Origin of the sequence: Streptacidiphilus carbonis, from assembly GCF_000787775.1 — a bacterium.
Classification (GTDB): domain Bacteria; phylum Actinomycetota; class Actinomycetes; order Streptomycetales; family Streptomycetaceae; genus Streptacidiphilus; species Streptacidiphilus carbonis.
Genome location: NZ_BBPM01000026.1, coordinates 102719 through 110490 on the forward strand (window position 1 = coordinate 102719; position 7772 = coordinate 110490).

Consider the following 7772-nt stretch of genomic DNA (forward strand, 5'->3'; position numbering starts at 1 on the left):
ACGACGAACAGGGGATTCACGACGTGAACGTCTTCGGTGTGGACATCGGCGGTTCGGGCATCAAGGGGGCGCCCGCCGATCTGGATCGGGGCGCCCTCGCCCAGGAACGGCACAAAGTGCTCACTCCGCACCCGTCCGAACCCAAGGCGGTGGTCGGCGCCGTGCAGGAGGTGGTCCGCCACTTCGACTGGCGCGGTCCGGTCGGCCTCACCTTCCCCGGCGTGGTGGTGGACGGGCACACCCGTACCGCCGCCAATGTCGACAAGGGCTGGATCGACCTGGACGCCGGGGCGCTGTTCTCGGACGCGCTCGGGCTGCCGGTGGCCGTCGTCAACGACGCCGACGCGGCCGGCCTGGCCGAGGTCGCCTACGGCGCGGGCAAGGACCGCAAGGGCGTGGTGCTGCTGCTCACCCTCGGCACCGGGATCGGCAGCGCGCTGTTCATCGACGGCGCGCTGGTGCCCAACACCGAGTTGGGCCACCTGGAACTGCACGGCAAGGACGCGGAGAAGCACGCCTCCTCCGCGGCCAAGGAGGAGCACGACTGGAGCTGGGCGCACTGGGCCGAGCGGCTCGACGACTACTTCGCCATGGTGGAGCAGTTGTTCTCACCGCAGCTGATCATCATCGGCGGCGGGGTGAGCCGCAAGGCGGACAAGTTCCTGCCCCTGCTCAAGCCGCTGCGCGCGGAGATCGTCCCCGCACAGCTCCAGAACGACGCGGGGATCGTCGGCGCCGCGATGGCTGCCGCGAAGCTGGGCTGACGGACCGGTCGGATTTCGACTGCGGACGGTACTCGGTCGGCCGCGCGGTTCCCCGCGCCCCTGGGGGACTGCGACTGAACCACTGTGAGTCAGTTGCAGCATCGTCGGGGGCGCGGGGAACCGCGCGACCTACCAGGCAGACGCCGCACCCGGAAACGGTACAGAAACCCGTTACCCGCGACGACGAGCCCGGGTAAGGGCGACGTGGCGGGCGAGCGCGATCACCGCGGACACGGCCGTCCCGGTGAACAGCCACCCCGCCTGCAGGGCCAGCCCGGTGGCCAAGCTGATGATCCGTCCGACGAAGCCGCCGCCGGGCCCGCCCCCGAGTACCAGCAGTGTGATCGCGAAAGCGATCGGCCCGCTGATCGGGGCGACCGCCAGGTCCGCGGGGCGTACCCGCACCGCGACCTGGAAGCAGGCGGCGACATAGGCCAGCCCCATCACGATGCCGGAGCCGGCGAACAGCCAGAAGTCCAGTGCGCCGCCCAGGAAGGTCGCGCCCAGGGTGACCACGGCGCCCCCCACCGCGGTGAGCCGGTGCGGGGTCCTGGGCCCCGCACCGGGGCGCGCGGCCGACCGCGGGGCGGGGCGCCGAGAGCCGCCCCCGCGCTGCTCGGGGGTGCGTGGCGCCGTCCCCGCGTCCGGTTCGTGGGAGCGTGCCGGTCCGGGCACGGCTGCGGCCCGCCCGGGGACTGCGGCGGCCCCGGGGCGGTCGGTGGTGCGTGCGTCAGACATCCGTCGGTACTCCACGAGTCCAACGTACGGTCGGATGAACGCCACTCCCTGTGACGGACACGCCGGTGCCGCGTCACCGTCACCCACTGTGCCTAACGTCCCCGCGAACCTCCGTAGACTGGGGCACCGACCCCTTGTCCTTCTCGTCGCCTCCGGGCCGCCTCCTCCACCAGGATCTCGCCACATGTCGCTTTCGATCGGAATCGTGGGCCTGCCGAACGTCGGCAAGTCCACGCTCTTCAACGCCCTGACCAAGAACGACGTGCTGGCGGCCAACTACCCGTTCGCGACGATCGAGCCCAATGTCGGCGTCGTCGGCGTCCCGGACCCGCGCCTCGCGGTGCTGGCGAAGATCTTCGGCTCGCAGCGGATCCTCCCGGCGACGGTGGACTTCGTGGACGTCGCCGGCATCGTCCGCGGCGCCAGCGTCGGCGAGGGCCTGGGCAACAAGTTCCTGGCGAACATCCGCGAGTCCGACGCGATCTGCCAGGTCATCCGCGCCTTCGAGGACCCGGACGTGGTCCACGTCGACGGCAAGGTCTCGCCCAAGGACGACATCGAGACCATCAACACCGAGCTGATCCTCGCGGACCTCCAGTCCATCGAGAAGGTGCTGCCGCGGCTGCAGAAGGAGTCCCGGCTCAAGAAGGAGTCCGCGGTCCTGCTGAAGGCCGCCGAGGCGGCTCAGGCCGTCCTGGAGTCCGGCAAGACCCTCTTCGAGGCCGGCTTCGACCGCGACTCGGTCCGCGAGCTGCACCTGCTCACCGTCAAGCCCTTCCTCTACGTCTTCAACGTGGACGAGGATGAACTGACCGACGAGGACTTCAAGGAGGCCCAGCGCGCCCTGGTCGCCCCCGCCGAGGCCATCTTCCTCAACGCCAAGATCGAGTCCGAGCTGATCGGCATGGACGAGGACGAGGCCCTGGAACTGCTCCAGTCCATGGGCCAGGAGGAGGCCGGCATGGCCACCCTGGGCCGCGTCGGCTTCGAGACCCTCGGCCTGCAGACCTACCTCACGGCAGGCCCCAAGGAGGTCCGCGCCTGGACCATCAAGAAGGGCGCCACCGCCCCCGAGGCCGCGGGCGTGATCCACACGGACTTCCAGAAGGGCTTCATCAAGGCCGAGATCGTCTCCTACGACGACCTGGTCGAATGCGGCTCCATCCCCGAGGCCCGCGCCAAGGGCAAGTCCCGCATCGAGGGCAAGGACTACACCATGCAGGACGGCGACGTCGTCGAATTCCGCTTCAACGTCTAACAAGGCGTCACTGCTGAAGCACTGGGCCGAGTTCACGGACCGGCCGCTCCCTCTCGTCGCGGTCAGTCGGAGCGGCGTGACGTGCAAGGGCATCGACGCCTCCTTCGGGCCCACAGACCTCCTGGCGGCATGGCATTGACCGCGGTGGCCGTGACTGCGGAGTAGGTTGCGGCCGGCGCGGCCGAGGTGGAGGCGCTCATCGACCTTGCGGAGAAGGCGATCCCGGTCCTGCCGCGCTACTGAGGGCCGGGTGGGCCGAAAATCGCGTGCCCTCGGGGCCGTCGCGGCCTAACGTGGGCCGTATGACGAGCGATCAGGTTTGGCCGGGGCTGCTGCGGGGGTGCTCCACTCCGGGGCGATGAGGGCGCGGGTGCGGAGCCGGGGGGAGTTGCGGGGGTTGCGGCGGCCTCGGGGGCACGGGTGTTGGGACCATCTGTATGCCGCGCCGCTGTGGCCGCTGCACGGGGCCAATCTGGGGACGCTGCTGCGCACCTGCGATGCCGTGGGGGCGTGCATGGCGGTGCCGCGCTTTCCCTGGGTGCCGGAGGCGCTGGCGCGGGGGAACACCCTGCGCCGACCGCTCTGTCTGCACTGGACCGGCGATCCGCTGGGCTGGCTGGAGCGGCAGCGCGAGCGCGGACTGCACATCGTCGGCGTCGAGCTGGCGGAGGAGGCGGTGCGGCTGGCCGACCTGCCGGCCGCACGGCGGCCCACGGTGATGGTGCTGGGGCATGAGCAGAGCGGTATCCCGCCCGAGGCCCTGGACCTGCTCGACGAGGTCGTCGAGATCCCGATGGTCGGCAGCGGTGCCAGCCTCAATGTCGCGGTGGCCGGCTCGCTGGTGCTCTACCGGTTGGCCGGGCTGATCTGAGCCCGGCGCACGAACACGTCCGCCGCCTGCCCGGAGGGTGCTCCGGGCAGGCGGCGGTGACGTGCGGGATCAGGTGCGGTCAGGAGGGATCGGTCGGGGGCACGTCGTCGCCGATCTGCTTCTTGGCTTGTTCCTGGGCCATGTCGACCTGGCTGGCGTACTTGCCGCCGGTCTTCTGGTCGATCATGTCGCCGGCCTTGTCGACGCCCTTGTCGGCCTGGGCTTCGTGACCCTTGAGCGCACCCTTGATCTTGTCGAGCACGGACATCACGGTCCTCCTCACGGAATACTGACCCCACCAGCATCAGCGCCCCGGGCGAAGTCCGCATCTCCAGGAACGTCGTCGTGCCTCCCCGCACCCCGTCGCTAGCCTCGATGCGACCGCGCCCGCCCCCGACGGGCGCCACCCGGATCCGGAGGCAAGAGATGCCCGCAGCGCGCTTCAAGGACCTGTGCCTGGACGCCAACGACGCCCCAGCCCTGGCCGACTGGTGGTGCACCGCGTTGGGCTACCGCCGCCGGAACGACGGTCCCGACGGCGGCGGCGCGATCCCGATCGTGGACCCGACCGGTGCCGGGCCGCTGATCTGGGTGATCCCGGTTCCCGAGGTCAAGTCGCTGAAGAACCGGATGCACCTGGACGTGTTCGGCAGCACCGAGGAGCTGATCGCCCTCGGCGCCGCCCTGGTCCGTCCGATCGGCGGCGACATCGGGTGGGACGTGCTGGCCGACCCGGAGGGCAACGAGTTCTGCTGCTTCGCCCCGGAGGAGTGAACGGCGGCGCGGACGTCGTCACAGGTCGGCGTTGTCACAGGTCAGAGCTGTCACAGGTCAGAGCTGTCACAGGTCCGCGCCGAAGGAGTCGTAGCGGCGTCCCTCCGCGGCGGCCAGCTTCATTCCGGAGCGCCGTTGGAACGGAGAGATGCCGCCGGGGCCCCAGGGGCTGACCGAGCCGGCCCGGACCGCGAGCGGGTCCTTGTCCGGCAGGCCGAGGTCCCGACGGACCCGGTCGACCGGGATGTCGGCCAGCTCGAACCAGTCGATGCCGAGCAGGTCCGCCCCCGTGACCGCGCCCCTGCGCATGGCGTCGCCGAGGCGCAGGGCCACGCCCTCGCGGGAGAGGTGGCCCGCGTCCGCCTCGAAGAGTCCGGCGGCGCGCTCCAGCAGCCCGGTCTCGAAGAGCCCCAGCACCATCGCCAGCAGCGAGAAGCCGCGCGGGTCGGGGATGGCCCGGCCGATCAGGCCGAACACCTCCAACTCGGACTCCAGGGTGGTGCCGTAGTCGGCCACCACGTGCACCCAGTCGTGCTGGGCCAGGTACGGCGGCGCGCTGTCCGGCAAACCGGGGTGGACGAACCCCCTGGCCTGGTAGAAGCGGTGCACACCGAGCCCGAGCGAGCCCTCGGGGCAGTGCGCGAGCGCGGCCCAGCGGGCGGCGAGCGCCGGGTCGTCCGCCACCTGCTGCCAGGGCTCGGTGAGGGCGCTGCGGGCGTGCAGCTGGGAGGAGCTGTCGGCGTCCCAGCGGGCGGTGTAGCCGTTGCGCTCGAAGTCGGTCAGGGCCAGGCCCAGGGCGCCCTCGGCGTAGTCCTTGGCGACCTCGCGCATCCCGTCGTCCACGCCCAGCGCGTGCGCGTACCCGTCGACGGCGAGGCAGACGTCCTCCGGGAGCGGGTTGAGCACCAGTTCGCCCAGCACCATCAGCTGCAGCACCCGGGTGCGGAAGATCTCGTTCCGCGCCGCCAGTGACTCGGCCAGGCCGCGGGCGCCGAGCGGCTCCACCGTGTCGGGGTCGACCTCGAAGCCGGTCATCGACCGGGAAACCGCCCGCAGCAGCAGTTTCTGAAGCTCGGTCAGGCCGCCGCCGCCCGACAGGGCGCCCTTGAGGCCGCGGATGATGCGTACCGTCTCGGCGCGGTCGGGCGGCCGCAGGTCGACCCGGTCGGCGTCGGGGAGGGGGACGGGTTCGGCCTCGAACTCGGGGTCGGGGTCGGGCGCGGGCTCGACCGCGGGTTCTGACTCGGACTCGGACATCGTTGGCTCCTTCCTGGGGTTCCATTGCCCCAGACCCGGAGACCGTCCGCACCGGTGTACGCGCACAGCTCAATCCACGCCGCCGTCCGCCGGGTCACTGGGTCGCCGCCTTGGACAAGTCGATTGTCGGGACGGGGTGGATCGGCGAGTTGCGGGCCCCGTCCGGTGCTCGCCGCTGTGGCGGTAGTGTCCTTTCCGGACATGTTCCGGGGAGAGCGGGAAGAGGACTCTGCCAGTGCTGATCGACACGGTGGCGTGGGTGCGGATCGAGGGCGGTCGGATCCTGTGCGCCCGGCCGAGCGGGAAGGACGTCTTCTACATCCCCGGCGGCAAGCGGGAGGGCGCCGAGAGCGACCTGGAAACGCTGGTACGCGAGATCGAGGAAGAGCTGACGGTCCTGCTCGATCCGGAGACCGTGGCGCACGTAGGGACGTACGAGGCGGGCGCACCCGGTCCCCCGGAGGGCGTCGTGGTGCGGATGGCCTGCTACACCGCCGAGTGTCGTGGGGAGTTGACCCCGAGCAGCGAGATCGAGGAGATGGCTTGGTTCTCGTACAGCGACAGGGACCTGGTACCGCCTGTTGATCAGTTGCTCTTCGACGAGCTCAAGTCTCGTGGCAGTCTGGTCTGACCGGAGGGGCGACCTTCAGACGCTGGGCAGCCTACGAGGTTCGATACGCTCCTCCACTGCCCCGTCACCCTCGCGTCCGACCATGTAGGCGCTGCCGGTACCTCTGCCACCGCCTCCACCAACTCCGTTCCCTGGTAGACGAGGCCGACGCCGTCGTCCGTGCAGTGAGCCGTCGGAAGGGTGCCGTCCGCCACGAGCCACCCTCGTGCGACCTCCGGCTCGGTGCCCGCCGGAGGTCGCGAGGATGGTCGGTTCCGCTGCCGTCATGCTCATGATCGTATCGGTGGCCATGGGTGCAAGAACACCTGCCTTGGTGGCCTCGGGGCCGGTGACCGGTACGGACGCGGCGTGTGCGGGACGCCGACGGCATTGCTTTGGAAGGATCAGCGTTCGCGGACCGGTCGCCGCCGCGCGGGGAGGCCGGTGACCCGGGTGGGGCCGGTCGCCCCTCGGGCGGCCTGCAGCTCCAGGTCGAGCTCGGTGATCAGACGGCGCAGAGCTGCCGTCACTTCGCGTTCCTCGGCCAGTGCGGACGTGGTCTCCGTCAGCTTCTCCTGCAGCCGGGAGTTCTCCTCGGCAAGGGAGTCGGCGGTGGACGGCATGTGCTGCTGCGCCAGCGCCTGCACCTGCGCTTGGAACTCCTCGACCAAGTCCTTGTGATGGCCGTAGACGACGTCACGGCGCAGGCCGGATTCGTGCAGCAGTTCGGTGACTGTGAGGCGGCCCGTCTCCGAGCGCAGAGCGGTGCCGTGGAGAAGGCGGTCGGCGGCGGCTTGGAGCGCAGCGCGTTCGGCCTGATGGTCGCGACGGCGACGGGTGGTCATACCGGAGACCCTTCGTTGTCGGGGTGGTCATGGCGGTGGATGAGCGCTCCAATGTGTCCGGCCCGGGCGGCGGCCCGGTCCCGCAGCGGCTGAGGGGAGCCGCACTCGCTCTCGTCCGGACCGGCAGGTTCGGGCAGGCCCCGGGCGAGACGGGCGGTGCGGCAGGACGCGGTCTCGGGGAGCCGGACGCAGGTCGTGCCAGGAGAATGAGTGACGAAGCGACAACCGAGAGTAGCTTAGTGGACCGGGGCAAGGCCGAGTCGGGGGAGTTCCCACCGCAGGCGCAGGCGCAGGCGCAGGCGCGGGCGCGGACCCCCGGCTGTCGACCGGCTGGACCAGGACCGCTTCGCCCTCCCCGGGGGCGCCCCGGCGGCTGTCTGCCGCGATGTGACCGCGAAGGCCTGATGTGACCCGAACGGCGGGGTACGCAAAGATTTGAAAGGGTATGCCCGTATTCGGCCACCGCCCAGGGGTGGTCGCGACCCTACCCGGACGGGGACTACGTGAGGGAGCCACGCCGCAGGCCCGGCAGCCCACGCCGCAGGCCCAGCAACGCGGCCGCCCGGGCCCGGCTGCGCCGCGGTGCCGCCGCCGGGCAGGCGGAGGCCCCGCACGCGCCCCCGCAGCCCACCCGTCCGGACGAGCCGGCCACGCC

The 7772-nt window shown here is 71.1% G+C and carries 9 protein-coding genes and 1 pseudogene; 5 read left to right on the plus strand and 5 right to left on the minus strand.

Going from position 1 to position 7772, the window contains the following annotated elements; genetic code table 11:
* The first annotated feature begins 23 nt into the window (after positions 1–23).
* Positions 24–764, plus strand: a complete 741-nt coding sequence (ppgK, locus tag TR46_RS21260; protein WP_042403629.1) for a polyphosphate--glucose phosphotransferase — start codon at positions 24–26, stop codon at positions 762–764.
* A gap of 171 nt (positions 765–935) precedes the next feature.
* Here ppgK and TR46_RS41250 read toward each other — a convergent pair whose 3' ends face one another.
* On the minus strand, positions 936–1502 hold the full coding sequence (locus TR46_RS41250; protein ID WP_152626596.1) for a DUF6542 domain-containing protein: 567 nt from the start codon (positions 1500–1502) through the stop codon (positions 936–938).
* 184 nt (positions 1503–1686) lie between these two features.
* Here TR46_RS41250 and ychF point away from each other — a divergent pair, with 184 nt between their 5' ends.
* Positions 1687–2760: a redox-regulated ATPase YchF gene (ychF, locus tag TR46_RS21270; protein ID WP_042403634.1), complete on the plus strand. Its 1074-nt coding sequence runs from the start codon at positions 1687–1689 to the stop codon at positions 2758–2760.
* Positions 2761–3118: 358 nt separating this feature from the next.
* Positions 3119–3631, plus strand: a complete 513-nt coding sequence (locus TR46_RS21275) for a TrmH family RNA methyltransferase (RefSeq protein WP_084718798.1) — start codon at positions 3119–3121, stop codon at positions 3629–3631.
* 79 nt (positions 3632–3710) lie between these two features.
* Here TR46_RS21275 and TR46_RS21280 read toward each other — a convergent pair whose 3' ends face one another.
* Positions 3711–3899, minus strand: a complete 189-nt coding sequence (locus tag TR46_RS21280; protein WP_042403636.1) for an antitoxin — start codon at positions 3897–3899, stop codon at positions 3711–3713.
* Between the two features lie 158 nt (positions 3900–4057).
* Here TR46_RS21280 and TR46_RS21285 point away from each other — a divergent pair, with 158 nt between their 5' ends.
* The gene (locus TR46_RS21285) at positions 4058–4405 is read left to right on the plus strand and encodes a VOC family protein (protein WP_042403638.1); all 348 of its coding nucleotides are present in this window, start codon (positions 4058–4060) and stop codon (positions 4403–4405) included.
* Positions 4406–4471: 66 nt separating this feature from the next.
* Here the strand turns inward: TR46_RS21285 and TR46_RS21290 are convergent, their stop codons facing one another.
* Positions 4472–5662 carry a hypothetical protein gene (locus TR46_RS21290; protein WP_042403640.1) on the minus strand — a complete coding sequence of 397 codons (1191 nt, stop codon included), beginning with the start codon at positions 5660–5662 and terminating at the stop codon, positions 4472–4474.
* A gap of 229 nt (positions 5663–5891) precedes the next feature.
* On the opposite strand from TR46_RS21290, the gene TR46_RS21295 reads away from it, so the two are divergent.
* Positions 5892–6293 carry an NUDIX hydrolase gene (locus TR46_RS21295; protein WP_042403642.1) on the plus strand — a complete coding sequence of 134 codons (402 nt, stop codon included), beginning with the start codon at positions 5892–5894 and terminating at the stop codon, positions 6291–6293.
* A gap of 15 nt (positions 6294–6308) precedes the next feature.
* Here the strand turns inward: TR46_RS21295 and TR46_RS44395 are convergent.
* Both TR46_RS44395 and TR46_RS21300 read right to left on the minus strand, forming a co-directional pair.
* A pseudogene (locus TR46_RS44395) lies at positions 6309–6490 on the minus strand (peptidase E); the annotation flags it as partial.
* Positions 6491–6676: 186 nt separating this feature from the next.
* Positions 6677–7117: a hypothetical protein gene (locus tag TR46_RS21300; protein WP_042403644.1), complete on the minus strand. Its 441-nt coding sequence runs from the start codon at positions 7115–7117 to the stop codon at positions 6677–6679.
* Between the last annotated feature and the right edge of the window lie 655 nt (positions 7118–7772).